Annotated in this window: 19 protein-coding genes; 1 reads left to right on the forward strand and 18 read right to left on the reverse strand. The window is 63.5% G+C overall.

Annotation, left to right across the window (positions count from 1 at the left end; translation table 11 throughout):
* Positions 1-449 precede the first annotated feature (449 nt).
* A complete protein-coding gene (locus DID96_RS17560) occupies positions 450-881 on the forward strand; it encodes a hypothetical protein (RefSeq protein WP_124600554.1) in 432 nt (143 codons plus the stop codon).
* Positions 882-1,139: 258 nt separating this feature from the next.
* Here DID96_RS17560 and DID96_RS17565 read toward each other — a convergent pair whose 3' ends face one another.
* The 18 genes from DID96_RS17565 to DID96_RS17655 form a co-directional block, all read right to left on the reverse strand.
* Positions 1,140-2,153 (reverse strand): relaxase/mobilization nuclease domain-containing protein, encoded by a 1,014-nt coding sequence (locus DID96_RS17565; RefSeq protein WP_124600555.1) that lies wholly within the window; start codon positions 2,151-2,153, stop codon positions 1,140-1,142.
* A gap of 1 nt (position 2,154) precedes the next feature.
* Positions 2,155-2,691 carry a plasmid stabilization protein gene (locus tag DID96_RS17570; RefSeq protein WP_124600556.1) on the reverse strand — a complete coding sequence of 179 codons (537 nt, stop codon included), beginning with the start codon at positions 2,689-2,691 and terminating at the stop codon, positions 2,155-2,157.
* Between the two features lie 8 nt (positions 2,692-2,699).
* Positions 2,700-4,226 (reverse strand): LPD7 domain-containing protein, encoded by a 1,527-nt coding sequence (locus tag DID96_RS17575; protein ID WP_124600557.1) that lies wholly within the window; start codon positions 4,224-4,226, stop codon positions 2,700-2,702.
* 57 nt (positions 4,227-4,283) lie between these two features.
* Positions 4,284-6,137 (reverse strand): PriCT-2 domain-containing protein, encoded by a 1,854-nt coding sequence (locus DID96_RS17580; protein ID WP_124600558.1) that lies wholly within the window; start codon positions 6,135-6,137, stop codon positions 4,284-4,286.
* Positions 6,134-7,852: a type IV secretory system conjugative DNA transfer family protein gene (locus DID96_RS17585; protein ID WP_124600559.1), complete on the reverse strand. Its 1,719-nt coding sequence runs from the start codon at positions 7,850-7,852 to the stop codon at positions 6,134-6,136. Before DID96_RS17585 ends, DID96_RS17580 begins: the two co-directional genes overlap by 4 nt.
* Positions 7,849-8,223, reverse strand: a complete 375-nt coding sequence (locus tag DID96_RS17590; protein WP_124600560.1) for a hypothetical protein — start codon at positions 8,221-8,223, stop codon at positions 7,849-7,851. Before DID96_RS17590 ends, DID96_RS17585 begins: the two co-directional genes overlap by 4 nt.
* A gap of 9 nt (positions 8,224-8,232) precedes the next feature.
* Entirely contained in the window at positions 8,233-9,351 is a 1,119-nt protein-coding gene (gene virB11, locus DID96_RS17595) for a P-type DNA transfer ATPase VirB11 (RefSeq protein WP_124600561.1), read from the reverse strand.
* Positions 9,348-10,592, reverse strand: coding sequence for a type IV secretion system protein VirB10 (gene virB10 / locus DID96_RS17600; protein WP_124600562.1), 1,245 nt, complete (start codon positions 10,590-10,592; stop codon positions 9,348-9,350). Before virB10 ends, virB11 begins: the two co-directional genes overlap by 4 nt.
* Complete coding sequence (locus DID96_RS17605) at positions 10,585-11,409, reverse strand: TrbG/VirB9 family P-type conjugative transfer protein (protein WP_124600563.1); 825 nt, start codon at positions 11,407-11,409, stop codon at positions 10,585-10,587. Before DID96_RS17605 ends, virB10 begins: the two co-directional genes overlap by 8 nt.
* The gene (locus tag DID96_RS17610; RefSeq protein WP_124600564.1) at positions 11,406-12,110 is read right to left on the reverse strand and encodes a virB8 family protein; all 705 of its coding nucleotides are present in this window, start codon (positions 12,108-12,110) and stop codon (positions 11,406-11,408) included. Before DID96_RS17610 ends, DID96_RS17605 begins: the two co-directional genes overlap by 4 nt.
* Before the next feature lie 198 nt (positions 12,111-12,308).
* Positions 12,309-13,004: a P-type DNA transfer protein VirB5 gene (virB5, locus tag DID96_RS17620; protein ID WP_124600566.1), complete on the reverse strand. Its 696-nt coding sequence runs from the start codon at positions 13,002-13,004 to the stop codon at positions 12,309-12,311.
* Positions 13,005-13,020: 16 nt separating this feature from the next.
* Positions 13,021-14,178 carry a type IV secretion system protein gene (locus DID96_RS17625; protein WP_124600567.1) on the reverse strand — a complete coding sequence of 386 codons (1,158 nt, stop codon included), beginning with the start codon at positions 14,176-14,178 and terminating at the stop codon, positions 13,021-13,023.
* The gene (locus DID96_RS17630; protein ID WP_124600568.1) at positions 14,175-16,643 is read right to left on the reverse strand and encodes a VirB4 family type IV secretion/conjugal transfer ATPase; all 2,469 of its coding nucleotides are present in this window, start codon (positions 16,641-16,643) and stop codon (positions 14,175-14,177) included. The genes DID96_RS17625 and DID96_RS17630 overlap by 4 nt, the downstream gene beginning before the upstream one ends.
* A gap of 1 nt (position 16,644) precedes the next feature.
* Entirely contained in the window at positions 16,645-16,965 is a 321-nt protein-coding gene (locus tag DID96_RS17635; protein ID WP_124600569.1) for a type IV secretion system protein VirB3, read from the reverse strand.
* 17 nt (positions 16,966-16,982) lie between these two features.
* The gene (locus DID96_RS17640; protein WP_409333786.1) at positions 16,983-17,267 is read right to left on the reverse strand and encodes a TrbC/VirB2 family protein; all 285 of its coding nucleotides are present in this window, start codon (positions 17,265-17,267) and stop codon (positions 16,983-16,985) included.
* Between the two features lie 107 nt (positions 17,268-17,374).
* Complete coding sequence (locus DID96_RS17645; RefSeq protein WP_409333787.1) at positions 17,375-18,052, reverse strand: lytic transglycosylase domain-containing protein; 678 nt, start codon at positions 18,050-18,052, stop codon at positions 17,375-17,377.
* Positions 18,052-18,609: a hypothetical protein gene (locus DID96_RS17650; RefSeq protein ID WP_221624587.1), complete on the reverse strand. Its 558-nt coding sequence runs from the start codon at positions 18,607-18,609 to the stop codon at positions 18,052-18,054. Before DID96_RS17650 ends, DID96_RS17645 begins: the two co-directional genes overlap by 1 nt.
* Positions 18,602-19,447: a ParA family protein gene (locus DID96_RS17655; RefSeq protein ID WP_185732284.1), complete on the reverse strand. Its 846-nt coding sequence runs from the start codon at positions 19,445-19,447 to the stop codon at positions 18,602-18,604. The genes DID96_RS17650 and DID96_RS17655 overlap by 8 nt, the downstream gene beginning before the upstream one ends.
* Positions 19,448-19,919: the final 472 nt, after the last annotated feature.

Consider the following 19,919-nt stretch of genomic DNA (forward strand, 5'->3'; position numbering starts at 1 on the left):
TCCGCGAACGCTAGTTGCTGCTCTTTGGAGTGCTTCGTTCTCGGCTGATCGGGCGACGTCGCGGCGCATTCAGTTCCCCGTCAAGCAATCAAGCACACTTGATTCCGGTTTATGCAGAGCATCCTTAACGGCCCTTGGCGCCAGTTAATCCTTGATCTATACGACCGCGCCTACCAAAAGGTATATCGAAACTGTTGAACGTCGGGGCACCATGTATCGACGTGGCACTCATCGACCGGCAGACTCAGTCGCAACGAAAATTTTCCATTATGAAAAAAAGAATCAACAAAACAACATTCCAAAATATCCATAAATAGGGATCGTTGCATTTACATGCACGGCCATCTATTATGGTAAAAGTACCTTCCCACATTTAACCCTTTCTGCCAGTCCTTCCCGATCAACCGCACTAGCGATACGATCGAGTTGAATTTCCGGGAGAATCTCCCATGGAGCTTCTGCACCTTGCGATTATCATTAGCACTATTATCGGAATTGCCAAAGGCATCCAACTATTCAACCGGCAATGCCGGCGCCGCTTCCGCTACAGTTTTTTCACTGCACAAGGATTCTGGCTTGCGTCCATCGGCATCAGTTTTCTTTGGTGGGGCTTTGTCGCGTGGGGCTCAGAATTTCTGCATCATGAACCGACGTCGGGTGGCCTGATTCTCATGACGATGGGACTTGCGGCGGTCATCTGCTTGATCTACAAAAACGTCCGGGACACGAACCTGCCGTATGGCGCGGCTGGATCGGCGCTCCAACTCGTACTGTTTTTTCCGGCGGGAATCTACATCTTCCCGTTTCTCGCAATGATCCTGCTGCTTCTGCTCTACGCGACATTTAAGGCCGGGCCAGCGTGGTTTATCAATCGTGAATGAACCCGACAGACCGAAACTGCAGCCTCGTTTCGCCTCAAAACCAGCAGTCTCCTCACCATCCGATCAAGGCCACCGCCAAATAGCCCTGCCGGGTCATCCACCCTGATCCAACTGTAGAAGATCAGCTTCCCACGTGGTGCAAAAGACGCTGCGCCACCGACCTTGTGCTGGATTTCCATATGCTCAAAATCCAGCCCCGCTGGTGCACTTGCCATCGGTCCACGGCGCGATAGTCATGGCCATCACGTCCTCTCGGCATCAACGCTCCAAGTCCGGCCTGGCGTCGTCTGAGCGATCTATTGCATCCGGCACGTTACGATCCGGCTGCTCGCGCCGCATGTCCTGCTCACGCCCCTGCACAGGCCGGTCTCGTTGCACGGGCATGGCCCCAACGAAGTACGCCATTTCAACGGCCATCGCACGATCCTCACGCGCACACGAGCTCGCCATCGCATGGGCCATCGCTCGCCAAGCTGTGAATACGCCGCCCTGCGCTACCCATCGAGCATCGCGCTGGGTGTCAGTGGGCAGCGGTTTCCAGTACCTCGGCGCTTCGCCCCGCGCGATCATATATGCGACGGCCGACTTCGGATAGCGCTGCGTCACGCCACGCGCACGCCGGGGCGTTGCATTGGCCTCGACACCGCGCTCACGCAGTTTCTGCGCAAAGCGCTCGCGCCAGCGCTGGAGATCCTTGTGGCGCGGATTCAGGCGACGAGCGTGCGGACCACGCACCTGCACGCTCAGATGCACGTGTGGGTGCGCTTCGTCCTCGTGCGCCGCAAAGACATATGCGCGGCCGTCGCCAAACTCGAGTGCCGCGAAGTCCCGCGCCGCATCGCGCACCGCCTGTCGGTCCGTTCCCGGCGGCATCGATAGCAGAATATTAAAGACCTCGCGTCGCGTGCTGGTCTCCGGGATGCCCCACCCGCCGAGTTGCCAGGCTTTCGTGAGATCGTGCAACGCATCCTTGCCGGCAATACGGTCGCCGTTCTGGTCTTCCAGTTCGATTCTGCCGTTACGGGAGATATAGCGCAGGTGCCGACGCACCGCACCCATGCCCTGCGCGCTGCCCGCTTTGTTGGTGATCTTGACCATGACCTCAGGGGTGCGCCTGAGCGTGCGGGCGAGCTGGGCACGCATGCGGGCGGCCTCGTCCCGAATACCGACACGGGAAAGCTGCGATGCGCGTGCATGCCGCAAGGGCTCCTGAAACAATCGATCGCCCCAATTCACGAGCATCGCGTCGATGTAGACTTTCGGATAAGGCATGTCAGCGGCTCCAACGATCGAGGTTTGCGCGAATGACGCCCGCCGTCGCACGCAGATGGTCATCAATCTGTCTTCGCATTTCTGCCCAATCGAGCGTCAGATCCCGACGCACGAGCGCCATCCCGTCGGCACGCACAACGTGAGCCAGCAAGCGGCGGATCTCGGCAAGCCGCTGATTAGATACGGACAGCGCATGCATCTCGTGCTCGCCCAACTGAGGCTCCCGTGTCAATTGCGCACGCACCAGCGACGCGATCCAGCGATTTCCGCTCAGACCCAACGCAGCAGCACGCTGTTCGACAGCGTTCAGTTCCGCGACGGTCAGTCGAATTTCGATGCGACTGCGCGGCTCCCCGACGACCGGCCTGGGCAAGCCCGAAGTGATCGCACCGGATTCCCCATGCGCATCGTCACGGATGGCGATCGCGACCAACTGGCGAACGCCCTCGCCGGAGGTCAAACCGCGGCGTGCGCACCAGTCGTCCCAGCGCAATCTGACTGGCCCGAGTTCGACACACAAACGCTCGCGCACCACCACGATTCACCTCAACGAGACGGGGAACTGGGTGATGGTTCGGCGGGCGCTCGGTCGATCTCTTGGGCCCACGTGCGTTCCGCAGCGGGACGCTTGCGACGCTCCCGGCCCGATGGCGCTTTCGGATCGAATATTTTCGGTGTCGGCACCGGAATGCCCTCTTGCTGGAACGCAACCAGCATGCGTTCAGCACGCTGCTGCACGCGGGCCACTGAGCGCTCACTGAAACCCTGCTCGCGCATGGCTGCCGCCAGCACGGCCAAATGCAATGTCCGTTCGATTTCCGAATCCTGCGCGTCACGCCGGCCATGTGGCTCCTGTTTCGTGACGTGCACAGCGTGCGAATCGGCGCAGCGGGCAATGCTATCCATCGAATTGTTGGGTTGTGGCGACGAGACGCAGGCTGTCCGGTCCCGCTGCACGACCTCCACCTGCCAGGTATTGCGATAACCGTCATTCTCCTCTTCGCCGATTACCCTTCCTTCATCATCCAGGATCGGCACCCGCGCGGTGACGAAGCGCTTGCCGAGATTTTCGAGCGTCACCTGCTGCCCGACTCCAGCATTCGCCTCACGCACCGCTCGCTCGAGATCCACACCCCACACCACCTGATCGGTTCCTGCCTCGTCGCGAAACACGACGTAATACGAGTCGCTGCGCGCCGGATTGTGTTGGTATGGGGCGCCACCGTGCTCACGCAGTTCGCCGGCATACCGTCGAGGGGCGTCGGTCTCGTCAATTGCGGCGCTCCCATTCGCTTCCGGGATAGGCGGTTCCGGTGCGGGCCCATGCACTGACGCGGATGGAGAAGTTCCGCTGACGGTCGCGCCTGCGTCGACGCGCGGCGCGCACGAGGCCCGAGCCCGATCGTCTGCGTGACCGCGTGCGCCTGCAGCATCGCTCGCCCTGACCTGCGCCGCGATCTCGATGCGATTATCCAGCCGTGCCTGCCGGGCATCCGCCAGACGGGCCAGGTCCGCGGCTTTCGGCTCGTAGCCATTCACCTCGATGCCGAGCAGCGTGCCCTGCAGCCACGCCTCGCTGCGAAATGCCTCGTGGCCCGATACGCGAATGCGCCGCCACGATTTCGCATGCACCATGTCAATCATCGACTCGACCACGTCCAGCCGGTTGTGCTCCGTGACGAGGTACGGCCCCAGATCCTCGAACGCAAGCTGATACGGCGCATCCTTCAGGAAATACTGATTGCCCGCGCGCAGATAGCGCTTGCGCACGCGTTCGGGCGGCTGGTCAAGCGGCGCACTTCCCCGGTCCACCTCGGCCGTTGTCCCGATCGGGGAGCGGGGATCGGCCTGCCGCGGTGTGGTGGCGTCGTCACGCATCGCCTGATCCCGCAATCTCGCCCGGGCCGCATCGAACTCGCGTCGGCGCTGGGCGGACACGGCGTCCATCGCGGCCGATTCCAGCCTGTCCCGACGAGCGTGCGACGGAGCCGAGCCGCCACTGCTGCCCAGCTCATCCTGTTCGATCACATTGACGGCCGGATCGGCCTCGTGAGCGGAAGTTCTCTGAGCCATGTCGCCACCTCGCATCCTCAAGTCCGGCTTTGCACGTGGGTACGACGCTGCCGTGCCCTATCGGTCAGGTGCCGAACCCGCTTCGCGCGATGCATCCTGCTGCCTGGATTTCTCCAGCTCAGCCGAGCGCGCCTCCCGGATACGTGTCCAGGATCTCGCCTGCAACTGGTCGAGCATTCCCTCCAGATTGGGGCTGAAATTCAGCTCACGTGCGGACTTCTTCAGCGAACCAACCGTGCGCTCCAGCTGGTCGCGCGCACGGTCCCACGGATAGACCTTTGCCAGCTGGCCGTCATAACCCACCTGCAACTCGGAACCGTTCAGTCGCGCGTTTTCGTCCATCCACTTCAGACGCTCGGACACAAACGTCATCTGATCCTTGCGGTGAAACACGACGCTGCGCGTCGAGACCTCCTGGATCAGGTAGTGTTCGGTGTTGAACACCTCACCGCGATACGGCCCGCCGCTCTCGCGTGGCGTGCCCATCCTCAGTGGCGAGCCGAAGCGGTGTTCCGCCAGCGCTCTGACCTCGCTCGGAACGTCACGCACGCCAAACAGGGGCTCGCCGACTGGCGGGCGCACCGACGCAGACCGCGGCGGATCAGCAACCGGCGGCGCCGCAGCCGGCGACACAGCGGGAGAATCCACCGATGGTTGCGCTGAGCCGGATGCATCGTCCGTTGCCGGCACATCCGGCGCGCCCGGTTTCGGTGTGCTGCGCTTCGAGGACCGGCGACCCGACATGCCGTCGTCGTCGGCCAGCAGCTTTTCATTGACGTTGCCCATTTTTCTGTCCTCCTCACGCTGATCCACCTCAATCACGGTCATGCCGGATACGGTGGAGACATCCGGTTGACTATCTGCCTTCACTACAGAACGGGCTACGGCGTGCAGGTGCTCGCCGACGGCATCAAAGCCCGATAACACCGCCATATCGCTGAAATCGTTCGGCACCTTTCCGTCAATACGCGCATCTGCGGCAAACCGTGGCCAGGCCAGTAACGCCTTCGCGCCTTGCGCGGCGCGCCGAGCCTGCGCCTCGCCATTGCCCAATTCGCCGAGTACCATCAGCTTTGCATCGGGATACCGTTCACGCAGGTTCTGCGCCACCAGACCCAGATTCCCGCTCGAGAGCGCCGCCACGGCGAACCAGTGCGTCGCGCGTGAGGCGGACAATGCCGTCGCCATGCCCTCAGCGATCAGGATCAGCGAAAATTCGTCGGCCGGAACCAGCATCGGCGGCGTCATCCAGTAGCCGCCCTTCTTCACGCCGCCGGCCAGAGACGATTTCCGCCCATGTTCGTCGATCAACTCCAGGGTCGAGATCGGTCCGCTCCAGACAGGCACGATCAGCACGCGCCCCGTCAGCGGCTCTTCCTCGCTGGCCGGTGTATAGCCAAGCAGCGCACGCAGCTCCAGTGCATCCAGCTCGCGTAGCGTACCCACCGGCTCAAGGTGCTTGCGCACGAGATACGGATGCGCTGGCCCGACCGGCCTCGCCCACTGCCAGATCGAGGTGGCCTCGCGGGCAACCGCCGCGTGGCGCGCCTGCCGCTGCGCTTCCTCGCGCGCTCGCTGCGCCAGCACCTCGGGAGACGGTGCGAGTGCGGCGCTCATTCGGTCCGGATAATTCGTTCGCGTCAGGTCAAAGCCATGCTGGCGCGCATGCCAGAACAGCGTGGCAAGCGTCTTGCTGCCCGACGCGCTGGCCGAGCGCCACGTGGTCCGGGCCGCGCGCTCGTTATAGTTGGCGGCCGTGCGGCTCCACGCGTCCCAGATTTCAAAGCCCTCGTCGCCGAAGCCCTGCTTGAGCGCGAACGCCATGTCGACCCAGGTCTCGTAGTCGTCAGCCGGAATCACGGCAAGCGCGGCACGCGCACGGTCCGCCTCATCCACGTAGGGTGTCGTCATTGCAGGGCTCCCGTGACTGGTGGACCACTTGCGGCAGCACGTCGCGGCGGCCGAACAAAATCAAGTTCCGCCACGTCAAGATCGTCCACGCTCAGGCGGCGTCTCGCCTGCACAACCTCGCTGGCCGGCACCCCCAGCAGCATGAAATGCCGTTCCACGTAGGCCACAGCTTCCGCCTCGCTGATGTCGGCAAGATTCGGCGGAAGCTCACGCGGATCCCACGCCTGCAGCACTTCCAGATACTCGGGCGGAAAATGGGTTAGCCCCACACCGTGCGGATCGACCTCCTCGGGATGCACATCGCGCAGCCGGCGCTCGACCACCGCGCAGAACTGGGGCAGGTCCATGACAGGCACGGATGGCGCGGCCACGACACGCGACGCAAACTCGGGATCGCGCCAATAGCAGATTTTGTCGGCCAGGATCGGCTTGGTGTTTTCGAGTACGATAATTTCCTTGTCGCGACCGAGTTCCTTCAGCTCCTGCGGCAGCAGCAGCGGTCGGCGCTGCTCCGATACGCTTTCGCTCGAGCCACCCCGGCCGCCGAAGAACGCATTGGAGCGGCTCACGCTGCGCGATTGGTCGGTGAACGTGCCGAGCATTTCCGAGTAGTCATTCGCATCCTTTTGCTCGCGCGGCGCGTAGAGGATTTGCATCGCGTGGTTCGTCATGAAGGTGCGCGCATCAGCGCGCCCGTAGACGGACTCGAGTTGCGCGATCGACTGGACGATCGACAGCAGGCGCAGGTTGTAGCCCGCCATATAGGCAACCGCGCGCGCGATGATGTGGATCTTCCCGATCGAAGTCATCTCGTCGAGCAGCACAAGGCACTGGAATTTCAGCGTCGGATCGGCTTCGGGCAACTGCTTGGTGTTCAGATTGACAAGCTGCGAGAACACGAGATTGACGAGCAGCGCCGCCTCCGTCAGATGGTCCGGCGTGATGCCGATATAAACCGACATGCGGCGTCGGCGCACATCGCGCAGATCGAAATCGTTCGCGCTCGTCGCTGCGTCGACGATCGGATTGGCCCAGATCGTGAGCGGCGCGTTGAACGTCGCGAGAATGCTCGCTAGCACCTTGTCGTCATTCGAGAGGAAACGGTTCAACGCGTCGACGCATTGCCCAGAGAGCAGGTCACGATGCTGGGTCAATGCGCGCTGCAGCCAGGTTTTGACGGGCATGCCATTGCCGGATGACTGCCTCAACACCTCGCCCATCGTGACCGGATAATCGGGAATGGATGTTCCCTCGCCGGCCCGGCGCGCATCACGCCATTCGCACAACAGCAGGACGATGCCGAGGAACAGGTTTCTCGCCTGGTCCTTCCAGAAATCGTCGTGGCCGCCTGGCGGATAGAGGGCGTAGCCGATCGCAAGGATGTCGCCCACCCGGAACACGCCATCCGAGATCGCCGACAGCGGGTTGTAGCGATGCGTGCGGCCGTCTTCGGCAAACGGGTTGAACAGGTACACATCCTGCCCGTGCGCTCGCCGGAAGCCCGCCGTGGCAGCATAGTTTTCTTGCTTGACGTCGAGCACCACGACCGAATCGGGGAAACTGAGCAGATTCGGAATCACGATGCCGACGCCTTTGCCCGAGCGGGCGGGCGCGGCCAGCAGCACGAACTGCTGACCGGCGAAGCGCAGGTAGCGCCCGCGCCATACGCCCACGACAATCGCGGGCGACGTATCGAGGTGCGTGTGCGTCGTCATAACAGCCCCGCCCGACGGATTTCCGCCTCGTTCGCAAAACGCGCGCTGCCATAGAGACGACGTCGGTTCGAGCTCGCCCATAGCGCATGCAGGCCAAAGACCGGGCCCCCAAAGGACAGGAGTACGCCCAAGAGCGCGGCACCCGCGAGCTTGCGCCCGACGCTCGGCATCGTCCCGTTCCGCCAGGCCAGCGCCGCGTCGAGCCAGCCCCACAGTCCCGCGTGCAGCGGATTGATCCGCAAGCTTGCATACAGGAAGAACGACGCGAGCCAGAGCGACGCTGCCAGTCCAGCCATCAGGCAAGCCAGCACGGCCAACGTCATTGCGGCCGTCCGAGTATGCTGAAGCAGAGGGGAAGACGGTTGCTTCATGACCGGTCCCTATACGAACGCAGTGCGCGCCTTGCGCACCGGATCGAACCACACTTGCGTCATGCTCCAACGCTTGCCAGTCTGCTCGCCCGCTGCATTAAAGACCGGGCGCGCGTCCATATGCGCCACGACATCGATGGTCAGGAACAGCAGGCGCTTGAGCGCGACATCGTCCCAGGCTGCGGCCTCGGGGTGTTCCTTCGCCATCAGCGCGAAGCGTTCGATCGCGACGCTCGCATTGGGCGCGTGGTAGCTCGTGATCGAACCCGCGTGCCCGGTCGTCAGGAGCTTCAGAAAGTCATAGGCCTCGGCACCGCGCAGCTCGGCGAGCAGCACCCGATCCGGACGCATGCGCATCGCGCTTGCGATCAGATCTGCGGGCGTCACGCGCGCCTGACCGTGCCCGCCCTTGCTGTATAACAAATGCACGCAGTTCTCGATGTGCCGCAGGAACAGTTCGCGGACATCCTCGATTGTCACGATCCGCTCGGTGGCTGGAATCGAGCGACATAGGGTTTTCATGAAACTGGTCTTGCCGGAACCCGTATTGCCGACGACCGCGATGTTAAGCCGCCCCGTGACCGCGCCCTTGAAAAAGGTGCCCCAGTCTCCGACTTCCAGGCACCGCACGAGCTTGCGGTCTTCAGCGCGCAACGCCGACAACCCTGCGTCGAGTCCATCCGGGCGTCGCCATACCGTATCGTCGAACAGTCCCTCGTCACGACATGCATCGAGGACCTTCTCTTGTGCGCACGGACGGCGGATCGTAACTGACACCGTTCGCGGCGGCACGACCGGCGGCACCACGATCTGGATGCGCGCATCGCCGGGCAGCAATGCCGATAGAACAGGATGCTGGGCCGATATTTCCTGATTGGTCAGCGTGGCCACCGCCACGGCGAACGACATCAGTCGGTCGAAATCAAGATCATGGCAATCGTGGCCGTGCCAGCCGAGTGCATTCTCGGTCAGCACACGCTGCGGCCGGTTGATCACCAGCTCCGTCACGTCGGGATCGTCGAGAAGCCGCGCAAACGGTCGCATCAGTTCGCGTACCGATGCGTCGTCGGGTAGCCGCGCCAGCACCGGGTCACGCAACGCATCCGACAGGTGTGCATGAGGCGTCATCGCGTGCCCTCCGGCTGCAGCGCATACACCGAACCAAAATCCAGATCACGCGCAATCACAATCGTGAACTCCGCGCCCTGGTTTTGCGTCAGCGTCGGCGGGATGTTGATCGTGCTGTCGAGAACGCGCGTGGCCATGTCGTTGCCCTGCTGCTGCGTGCTCTCGAACACCACCGGCCCGTTGGCGTTGCCGCCGCGCGTCGACAGATAGCCAATCGCGTCCTGGGTGATGCCGAGCAGCATCGCCGCACCGATACGCTGGCGCCAATGATTGTCCACATAGCCGTCGACGCCCATGCGGCCAAGCGCATCGGCCGCGGGCGAGTCGATCTCGACCGTGACACCGTGCGGCGTCTTGATACGGGCCGACAGCACGAACACCCGCTTCTGGCCCGGCGACAGATTCGAGCGATACTGGCTGCTGATCTGCGAGCCACGCTCGATCAGCACCACGCGGCCGTCGTCGGAATACACGCTCTTCGCCACCGTGCAGGTCGAGATGCCCGCCTCGGTCGAATCGAAGGCCGTATCGCCCACACAGTCGATCTTGGCCCCCTGCGCGAGCACCAGGCTCCGATTACCCAGCGTCCCGGCCTGCACGCGCGGTGTGACCGTTGGTGTTAGCGCCTGGGCGAGCGCGCCGCCCACCTGCCCCGGCCCTTGAGCGAATGTCCCCGCGCCGCTGGCTACGGCGGGTGCAAGCGATGACGCCGCGCCCGTCACCCCAACCGCCTCCGGTACGCCAGGCAGCCCACCCGCAGGCTCCTGTGCACCGCCCGTTGCGAGCAGCGGTGCATCGTAATAGCTGCGCGACGCCACAGCGCGCATGGTGCGAGCAGGTGCTGCGGCCACATCCGCGCCCGACGCTGGCGTGGGACGAACCGCGCCAGCACTCGCGGATAACGGGGCCGAAGCCGCACGACCCACCGACGACGCGGGCTGATCCGTGAAAACGCGGCCCTGGGAAGGCGTATCGGCCACCGAATCACGCCGTGCCTTCGCCTGGGCATCATGGCGCGCGAGAAAACCGTGCACGGTCCAGACGGCGCCGGCGCCGACAACCAGCACGATCACGATCGGTGTCAGCCACCAGGCGCGCGGGCGGGTACCACGGTATTGCCCCAGCGCTGGCATACCGCGATCCGCAGAACTGACCGATGCCCCCTCGTTCTGGTCGCGTCCAGGATGCAGGCCGGAGGCATCGTCGGGCTCGATCACATTGCGCGGGGTATCATCACTCATCGCCACGACTCCGCAAAATACGCTTCACCCCATTGACCGTCGTGCCGTCATGGGGCGGCACGCCGTCCATGTCGTACGCGTCGTTCCAGATTCCAACGACCTCGCCCGCGAGCCGAAGCACAAAACGCTTCGCGAGCTCGTGCACAACGATCGTGTCGCCTTCGATGTGTTTGTCGACCACACTTTCGGTGCCGTCGTCGGCCACGCGGAAAATCGCCGGCATGCGCCGGTTGTTCGGGATGCGCAGATAGGTAAAGCGCCCGTCGTCCCATGCCGCGCTCGGCGCGATGTCATCGGAGTTCGGCATGACCTGCATCGAGTACTGCACGTTGCGTACGGCAGGTGGCTGCGCCAAGCGCTTCGCGACCAGCGCGGCGTCCGAATCCGCGTGCACCTGTTTCGTCCGCTCGTCCGGATAGACGAAGCTCACGCGATACATCACGCGGGCATTGCCGAACTTCGCCTTGAGCGGCAGCACCACCAGATCGAAGCTGTAGCTGCGCCGGTCGGTGCGGATTTCGAGATTCGAGGCGTGCGCAGCAAGCTGCGGCTTCAGGTACACGTCGTGATCGCCCTTGTTCGCGACCACCTGCCAGCCGTCCCGGTCTCCGGGTGCCACGACCAGGATGTGCTCGTGCGGATCGAGCGCGATGTGTGTGGCAAAGCCGCGCTGCGCCTCGACGCGTACCACCTCGTCCGCGCGATAGATCACCTGGCGAACGCGCGAGTCGTCATGCCATCCGGGCAGATCGAACGCGTCGGCCATGCCCGAGAACAGCAGGCTCGCCAGCGCGATACCAAGGAGAAGCGCTTTCATGGTGTGCCTCCTACAGCTGCGGCGGACGCTGGCGGCGTATATTCCGCGTCCCGGCTATAGGCCGTGACCTTGAAGCCGAACGGGTTGGCAATCGCCACGCTCTCACGCGTGAACACGGGTGGCCGGTACGTATAGGCCAGCGTGATCACAAAGCGCTGGGTGGGCTCGGCATTGGCCTCGCCGTTCCTGAACGACGTGCGCTCGACATGCACGACCGCGTGGCCGGGTTCGTCGGGCGGCAGCGTGACCGAGACAATCCGCATGCGCCGCTCGATGCCCGGCCCCAACTGCCGGTCCAGCGCATCGGGGCCGCTATAGGTACCGCGATAATCGCGCGCAACGACCTCATCGCTCATGGCGAGCACGCTGTCGTAGTCCATCTGCAGCAGCCCCCAGTTGTAGCGCTCGCGGGCGCGCACGTAGGTCTCGACCCAGTGCTTGTCCTGGATCTCCTTCGTATGCACATGGCGGGCGTCGAGTACGTCGATCACCTGGGATTCGCCCGTCAGGCGATCGACCTCGATCGGCAAGGGCACCACGCGATAGAAGGGCACCATCACCGCAAGCGCCGTGGTGCTGAGCATGGTGACGCCGATCGCCGCATAGGCGACATGCCACGCACGTCGTTCGGAGCGCTCCTGCAGGTGAGTCAGCGACGCCTCGATGTCAAGCACGCGCCCATAGTCGTGCGACGCGCTCATGAACGGTCTCCGGCACCCAGGCACGCGCGCTCGGCCGGAGCACTTGGCGCATCAAGCGCAGGCGGCACGCGGTTGATCGGCATACGGTGCAGGCCGTCCGGCAATACGGGCAACGGCGGCCCGCTGCTGCACGCGCTCAGGCTCCAAGCGAGGCACCCAGCGAGGATCAGGGAAGTCGACACGGACATGGCGTGCTCCTCAGCGTCCGAACGACGCCGGCACCATCTGGTCCTGCAGCCGGTTGGTCTTGCCCGCCCGGCTCAGCACCAGTTCGCTCTGCTGCTCGGCCACAAGCTTGTCTTCGGTCTCGGCCAGCATCCGGAAAAGCTGCAGCTTGGTCATCTCGTTGCTGACCGCCGTGGTTTCGGTCTGGATACGCGCCTGCAATTCCGCGACACCCTTCGGATCCTGGGTCACGTCGATCTGCCGCATCAGGTACTGGATCTGGTCCAGTTCCTGCAGTTCGCTCTGGTACGCCTGCAGGCCGAATGCCTTGTCCTGATAGGGCTTGTTCAGTGCGCGCTGGCACACCTGCTGATCGATCCCGGTCTGGTCCTCGCAGTTGTAGATCTGGCTGGCCGAGCGCAACGCCTGCGCGCGGCCGGTCAGGCCCGCGTAGCCGCCCGTCTGGATCGCCGCATAGACGCTCTGCCAGTTCGACGGCAACGAGCTGGCGATAACCGGATTGTTCAGAAGCGCACCGAAGCCGCGCGTGCCGACCGTTGACTGATAGATCTGAATCTCCTGCTGCACTTGCTGCTTGAGCTGGCCGACCGTAGCAATCGCCTGCACGACGCTCTGCGCGTCATAGACCGGGATACCCTGTGCGTGAGCACCGGCGCACCATGCCGCCCACATCAATGCGGCACCCATCCGTCTGCTTCTTCCGCTCATGATCGTCACCTCCTCTTCAACTGACCTGTCGGCCCAGATTCGCGCGCGCGGCGCGCTGGTAAGCCGGCGCCGCACCGCCGCCCGATCCGCCAACTGAAGGCGTCCTGTCATGAATCTCGCCACCGGGACGTGGCCCCCGTCGGTTGCGGCTGGACGCCCGTCCGATCGCCGTTACAAGGCTTTGCGACGCGACGCCCGCCACGAATGCGCCAAAGCCGGACAACGTCGCGCCACCACACAGCCCTGCCGCGACGGCGGGCAACTGCCAGCCGACCATCGCGAGGAGCACGCCGGCCGCAAAGAGGCCAAACGCGGCGGGCACCGCTGCCGCGTCGTCTAAGGATGCGGAAATGGATTGCATCAAGGCCAACGCATTGCCGCCGGGTGAGCTGCCCGTCGCGTGAAACGACGCGAGATCGGCCGAAAATGCCGTGAGCGCGATACCGAGGAAGGCGGCAACGAGGACCTGCAGCAAGGCGTAATTGGCGATCTTCGCGGTCCACGCCTCGAAAAAGCGCGCGGTCGGGGCAAAAGCCGCGCAGGCTATAAAGATCGGCCCAAGCGCGAGCACGAGCTCGAGCAGCACCCGCGCCATCATGACCTCGAAGGCCAGGACAATCAGGAAGATCGCGCCGCCGAGCGCGGCAACCACGCCGCACAGGAAATCACCAACGGCGGCAGCCAGACCACTCGGGCTGATGCCCTCATGCGTCGCCCTAATGAAGTAGGCGTTCGCCACGAGATCGATCTGCTGGTCATAACAGTCGAGCGTCTGGTAGATGCTGGTCGCCGCTGCCTGCCCCGTCACGCTGACTCCGTTGACCGAGCCGCATCCTGGATTGCCGCCGCCCGTCGTGTCCGCTGCGTTCTGGATCGTCTGGGCAAGCCCCGACGTCGCGCCGTTGACAGCGGTCACGATCTGCTGCTGGTAGATGCCGGTGCTGAGCGCAAACGCGAGCGTGATTGCAACCTTGAGCCCTCGCCAAGCAAAGGCCGGCACCGCCTCGTGAGCTTCACCACGCACCACCGCCAGACCATAGGCAAGCACCCAGATCGTGACGGCGGTTGTCACGACAGGCACGATCGCCTCGGAAAGTGCCGACGACACGTTCGTGACATAGCTCGACATGCCGTTCTCGACGGTGCCGCCCAAGGCGGTAAAGAGGCCACTCATCGTGCACCTCCCGGCCCCGGCAATGGAGACTGACGCGCACTGATCTGGGCCGCCCGGCGCTTGGCAAGCTGGTCATGGAAGACGGGTAACCAGTCGTGAGGCGCGTCGCCGACTCGCGCACGGATCGTATCGAGCAGTTCCACGTTGTCGGTCGTGCCTGACAGCACGTCAAGCACGTCACCAAGACCCGCAAGATCGAGCCGGCCGATGGCCGAACGATGGCCCTGCTTGACGAGGAACAGGCGGCTGTTCTCGCCGAGGTTGCGCACGATATTGAATTCGGCCTCGGTCAGCTTGAAACCATGCACGTAGTCATCGTAGTCGGCACGCGGATTCGGCAGGAAGAAAAACGTCGCGCTTTGCTCGATCAACGCGCTCGCGATTTCACTGCGCAGCACATCGGCCGGTGACTGGGTATCGAAAATTCCGAGCCCGTTTTGCTTACGGATCGTCTTCTGCTTGTTCTTCGCAAAATCGGTGAACACTGGATCACCCAGGCGCTTCCAGAATTCGGTCATGACGTAGATGAAGCGGCGGCCGTCGATCAGGTTTTCGGTCCGATGCAGCAGATACATCGTGACGGGCGTCGACACCTCCGCGTCGTCGAGCAGCTCGGTATCATCGAAGCCGAACAGCGCCGCATCCGCCAGAACGATACGGTCGGTCGGGTTGTCGAGCACCCAGCCCAGACGCCCGCCTGCGCACCACTTGGCCAAGCGCGCATGCAGGCTGTTCTCGCCCACATTCGGCAGAAGCTGCCGGACCATCGACAGGCGCCGCAAAGGCTTGTCCATGCGCGCAACCTCACGCACCGCGCGCGAAATGTCGAGCTCATCGCGCGCGGAAAACGGCCCGCCGATGTCAACGAGCTTGCGCACGAGCCGCTCCCAGAAGTCGATCACCGACTCGCTCGGCGCCATCTGGAACGGATTTAACCCGGTCGGCTCACCACGGCGGAATACTGTATAGGTGCCGCCCATCGCGCGAATCGCGATCTCCGTGCCGCGGTCCTTGTCGAACAGCACCGCCGTGATGTCGTACTTCGTCGCCATCGCCAGCAAAAACAGTTCGAGTACTGTCTTGCCCGCGCCGGCCCGGCCGATGATCTGGGTGTTGGCAAGCGCCTTCTCGTCAAACGAGTCCTGCTTCTCCGGTGTCGCGTGGAAGTTCAGGTAGAGCGGCTGGCCGCTGGGGGTCTTGACGATCGTGATCGCCTCGCCCCACGGATTGCCTTCGCGCTTGCCGGTCGCGAAGTTGTGCAGGCTCGACAGGCCGCAGAAATTGCGCGACGTGAGCTTCACCTCGCGCGGCCGGTAGCGCCAGTTGCCCGGTAGCTGAGCAAACCAGGCCGCATCGGCAACGAGATCAATCAGTGCCGTCTGGAAGCCGGCATCGGCCAGTTGCGTGCGGGCTTTCGCAACGCTTTTGGACACCTCGTCCGGCGTGTCGCCGAGCACGGCGAGCGTGTAGTGGTATTCTCCAAGGACGAAATCGCCGTTGATCAGATCATCGAGCGCCCGATCGATCGCCTCGACCTGGGAGACTGCCACGTCCTCGCCTGCGATCAACTGGTTGCGCTGTCGCTCCAGCGCCTGCTTCGCAGTGGGCTTGTCGAGAATTGTGAAGCTCTGCGTTTCGATATACTCGAAGTCGCCGTACAACAGGCCATTGAGCATGCCCGGCTCGGTGTCTTCCGGGTAGTCCTTGATATCCAGCATTGCGGCGAAGCGGGTTGCCGCCGGCATGCGGATCTCGACCTTCTCGGCCCCGACGAAGATTCGCGCGCTCGGTAACGCTTCGCGAATCGCGCCGGCGGGCACCGGCTCACGCTCCCAGACCCCATTGACCAGATAGCCGAGCAGTTCCAATGCGCTCGAATAGCGGCGCGGGGTCGGCGTGAAAGGACTTTGCCGGGTATAGACGCCGAGTGCGACCGGATCGTAGGGCTTGAGACTCGATTCAACCTGAGCGGCCAGCTCCCCCATCACCTTCAGCGCGTCGAGCTGGTCGCGCCGGATATCATCGTGCGTGCGGCGTGCCGCTCGGCTGAAGACGCGACCGAGCCTGGTGCGCTTCGGCCGGTAGACCACCGTCAGGTACGGCTCGTTGGCCATCATCCGGTAGCCGGCAAAGCTCGCGTAGTAGCGTTTGGCCAGCTCCTCACAGAAGCGATTGCGGTACGGCGTCGAAAACTGATCCGATACCCGCCGGCGCAGGCGATGCGACCAAATCGAAACATGTCCGCCTGCGAGCCCGCGCACGAACTGGTTGAAGCCATCGTGCCGCGCGAGAATGTCGGCCGGATCCGCCGCCTCGAACGCGATGCCTGCGATTTTCCAGATCTGCAGGTAGTCGCCTTCGCGCGTTTTGATGACGTGGTCGGTAACGTGCGTCGAGTACGGGATGAAGCCCGCCAGCGGCACTTCCCGGTTGGCGACGCAAACCAGTTGCGGCTCGGCCGGCATGTCACGCCCTCCTCTTCAGGCGGATCGGCACGTAGGCGTGCGCGCCCCAGAAGCGGCGATTGCGCTGGCGCCGCGCCATGCGAATGCGTAGCGCGTACTGCGCAAGACGCTGGTCGTCGTACCGCGTATTCACCCGCATCGCGACGAACACGGGAATCATCAGCAAGAGCATCGAAACGCCCAGTGGCGGACTCGCGAGCAGCGCCCAGATGGCCGGAATCAGCATGCCACCGCCGATGGTCAGCAACGGCACGAGCGGCACGCCCCACAGCATCGCGGGACGCGTGCACCCCTTGAAGACGGGATCCTTGAGCGAATTCATGGTTCGGCGCTCCCGGATCAGCTCGTCGGAATCAGCATGCCGGCGATCACGGTCGCGCAGCCGACGAAGACTCCGCCGATGAACACGTTCGCGATGTCGCCGAAGCGGGCGTGCTGGAACATCATCCGGAAGCCCGCCCAGATGATGGCAATTGAGCAGATCACACCACCGACACCAAGCAGCGTCACCTGGATCGTGTTCAGCAGCGTACTCACCTGGGAAAGCTGCGCCCACGCCGGGGCCGCGAACATCAGAACCGAAGCAGCGATAGCGATTGCCCACGCCGCCTTCCGGTCAAGCATCAATCGTTCCGACCACGCACGGAATTTCCTATCCTTAAATCGTATTCCTAAATACATGATCGCCTCCTATTCTATCGATCGCACTCTGCTTTGAATAAAATGGTGGGTTAGAACACCACGGCACTGCCGTCCGGTTCGCGCGGCCGACCCGTCGTCGGTGATGTGGCAGTCACCCCGTCGCGCTCCGGTCCCAATGTCTGTCGAATCGCGGCTCGGGACTGCGGTGAGCGAGTCGGTATGGCGGGGCCGATCGGCACAACCGGGATCGGTGCGATCGCCGGCACCGTTGCCACCGTTGACGACGGCTCCATCGCCTTGTCCACGACGCGCTGTACGTAGCCCGTGCGGTAGCCGGTCGAAAAATCGCCGCTCGCATAGCACGACAGACTCGCGCGCAGCGCAGCCTGCACGTCAGACTGAGCGTTGGCCACGGTATGGAATTGCCTGCCTCGGGCCGCAGTGAAACAGCGTTGCAGAATCCCGGCACCTGCGGCCAGATTGCGACAGGGCTCGAATGCGTTCTCAGGCGTCAGGCCATAGGCTACCCAATTCGCGCGGTTCACCTGCGCGAGTCCGACACTGAAATTCCAGCCGAGCGCGTCCAGCGCGCGCGCGGTTGCCACGGCCTCGGCGGCACTCGACGGTTGCCGCAGCAGTCGGCCACGTACGACGCCGATCGCATAGGGATTGAATCCGGACTCGATGCGCACGATCGCCGCCATCGTGACTGGGGCGATCTGCGGCGCGCACTGTTGCGCAAGCGCCAAGAAGTCGAGCGGCATGATCAGTTCCCTCCGCCAAAGCGATCCCACTGCTGATTGATACGCTGCAGAACGTGCATGGCGGACTGCACAGGGCAATAGGGCACCTGCGTACTGCCTGCACCGTAAAATTCGGTGATCGTTGGCGCCTGTGCGCCGACGCCCCACCAGACACGCGTATAGCGCTGGTTGTCGATCACGACGTTGTTTGCGCCGCTTGCTCGACACGGCAGATCGCTCGGCTGCGGATCACGCCAGTCCAGCAAGTCCTCGCGGCAATCACCGCCGCTGGCCAGCGTGTTGGTTGTCGTCCCGCCTTGCGTGCCACCCGCACCAACATCGCATGTCGGAAAGGGATCACCGTGTCTTAACGCCGCCCACAACCTTTCGATCGGCGGCACGCATTCGGCATACTGCTCCGGCCCGCCCGGATTCGACAGACACAGCATGACCTGGCAACCCCAGTCGTCTGCCCGGGCCATTCCGGGCGCCATCAGCAGCATGCCGAGAACGGCGGCAAGCGGCACCAGACGGCACCCCGCCGTTTGCCGCCAGCCCGACGCCGACGCGCTGTTATGCATCGCACACCTCGGCCACACCTGACTGCGATGCCGATTCGCCCACGTGATCAAGGTGGCGAGCGAGCGTGTCGAAACACGCGCTCAGGGTGTGCCATTCGGTATGCACGGTTGAATCGACTCGAACCAGATCCGCAACTGATATTCCGCACGCTTGCGCCTGCGTGATGGCGTCGAGCCGAGGCAGGCGTAGATAGCCTGCCGACACTTGAGCATGTGGAACCAGCCATGTAGCCACGCTCGCTTCAATCCACTTGAGCTGTGCCTGTTGCCGGCGTGTCAGCTCGACGCAGTTGGGCACGATGCCGACAAAGCACAGCGATGGATTGAGCCGAGCACGTACACTACGCACCCCGTTGCTGCCATTGACGAATTCGGCCACCTGCCCAAGCGTGTCCGGCGACACCAGAATCGGACTCACCAATGCATCCACGAGTGCGGCCGCGCAAATGGCGCGTGGGTCGGGCCATGGCGGACTGTCGATCAGACCGACATCGAACGATGGCGCAACCTGCGAGAAGAGGTGTCGCAAGTTGGCGTAACAGCGCGCGCCGAGCGGATCATCGCGGCGCGCGATGCCCGCAATGGCATCCGCGGCGAGCACACCCATGCGCGGCGCAGCCGTATCAGGTAATGGGCTGCGTTGAATATCGTCCGATCCGCGCTTCATCCTGATCGCACACGGGCCTCGCGCGAGCGACATGGCACTGCATGCCGGCTCGGCCAAGTCGATCACCAACACCCGGTATCCGCGCACGAGGCGAAGATAATGGGCGAACTGGCACACCAGTGTCGTTCTGCCGGTACCACCATGGGCCGAAGCCACCAGAAGCGATTTCATGGCCGTCATTCCTCGGATGGGGCTCCGAGCATCGACGTCCCTGCGTGAAACAGTGAACTCGCGGCGCCAGGAAGGCTCACTGCAGGTTCAACGGGGAATCATGAAACCACGCCAGAAAGCGCAAAAGCCTGCGATTGCAGGCTTTTGCGTGAGCGTTGCGGCGCACCACGTGATCACACAGGCATCGATGCTGCGGGGCCGCTAACGCGTACTCGGTCGTGCTACGCACGTTGACCGGATCAGATTGTTGGCTTCACTGTAGGTCAGCCGTCGCGTCGAATCAAGTGTCGACATTCGTCAACAGGATGAACCGGAATCCTTGTCGGGCTGCGATGTTCCTGGCCGTTCCTAAAATCATTGGGTGCTCCATGTGCGCACGATCTTGACGATGACGGCGTCTTCGCGACGTGACTTCGGTTCACCCTGCCTTGGCGCGGGGTGAACCAAAAATCGCACGACATACGCTACGGGA

This window comes from Burkholderia sp. Bp8963 (assembly GCF_003854275.1).
In the GTDB taxonomy this organism is placed as follows: Bacteria; Pseudomonadota; Gammaproteobacteria; order Burkholderiales; family Burkholderiaceae; genus Burkholderia.